Source organism: Aurantimonas sp. A3-2-R12 (assembly GCF_036016755.1).
Lineage (GTDB): Bacteria > Pseudomonadota > Alphaproteobacteria > Rhizobiales > Rhizobiaceae > Aurantimonas > Aurantimonas coralicida_A.
In genome coordinates this window covers 1-1,202 of the sequence record NZ_JAYXIH010000120.1, presented here as the reverse complement: position 1 = coordinate 1,202, position 1,202 = coordinate 1, and the positions used below count along the sequence as shown (strand labels likewise).

Genomic DNA, 1,202 nt, shown 5'->3' with positions numbered 1-1,202 from the left:
GCAACGCGCCCGCTTGTCGCGTATCTTATTCGACGATGCTGGCGACGATGCCGGCCCCGACGGTGCGGCCGCCTTCACGGATGGCGAAGCGCAGCTTCTCTTCCATCGCGATCGGCACGATCAGCGTCACGTCCATCGTCACATTGTCGCCCGGCATCACCATCTCGGTGCCCTCGGGAAGCGTGCACACACCGGTCACATCCGTCGTGCGGAAATAGAACTGCGGCCGGTAGTTGGTGAAGAACGGTGTATGGCGACCGCCCTCCTCCTTGGTCAGGATGTAGGCCTCGGCCATGAACCGCGTATGCGGCTTCACCGAACCCGGCTTGCACAGAACCTGGCCGCGCTCGACGCCCTCGCGGTCAACGCCGCGGATCAGCGCGCCGATGTTGTCGCCCGCCTGGCCCTGGTCCAGAAGCTTGCGGAACATCTCCACGCCCGTCACCGTCGTCTTCTTGGTGTCGCGGATGCCGACGATCTCGACTTCCTCGCCAACCTTCACGATGCCGCGCTCGACACGCCCCGTCACCACCGTGCCGCGACCCGAGATCGAGAACACGTCCTCGATCGGCATCAGGAACGGCTGGTCGATCGGACGCGCCGGCGTCGGAATGTAGCGATCCACTTCCGCCATCAGCGCCCGCACCGCGTCCTCGCCGATCTCCTTGTTGGAATCTTCCAGAGCCGCCAGCGCCGAGCCCTTCACGATCGGGATGTCGTCGCCCGGGAACTCGTAGGACGACAGCAGCTCGCGAACCTCGAGCTCGACCAGCTCCAGAAGCTCCTCGTCGTCGACCTGGTCGACCTTGTTCAGGAACACCACGACCGCCGGAACGCCGACCTGGCGCGCCAGAAGAATGTGCTCGCGGGTCTGCGGCATCGGGCCGTCAGCCGCCGAAACCACCAGGATCGCGCCATCCATCTGCGCCGCACCGGTGATCATGTTCTTCACGTAATCGGCGTGGCCCGGGCAGTCGACATGCGCGTAATGCCGCGCTTCCGTCTCGTACTCCACATGCGCCGTCGAGATCGTGATCCCGCGCGCCTTCTCCTCCGGCGCCGCGTCGATCTGGTCATACGCACGGTACTCGCCGAAATACTTCGTGATCGCCGCCGTCAACGACGTCTTGCCGTGATCAACGTGACCAATCGTCCCGATGTTCACATGCGGCTTGTTGCGCTCGAATTTGCTCTTGGCCATC

General features: G+C 64.3%; 1 protein-coding gene. It reads right to left on the bottom strand.

The annotated features are described in order from the left end of the window. Positions 1-25 precede the first annotated feature (25 nt). Positions 26-1,201: an elongation factor Tu gene (gene tuf, locus VSX60_RS22310; RefSeq protein ID WP_327626427.1), complete on the bottom strand. Its 1,176-nt coding sequence runs from the start codon at positions 1,199-1,201 to the stop codon at positions 26-28. Between the last annotated feature and the right edge of the window lies 1 nt (position 1,202).

What these genes read in the sequence shown, in the direction of transcription:
- tuf (WP_327626427.1), bottom strand. Translation starts at nt 1,201, where the DNA reads ATGGCCAAGAGCAAATTCGAGCGCAACAAGCCGCATGTGAACATCGGG.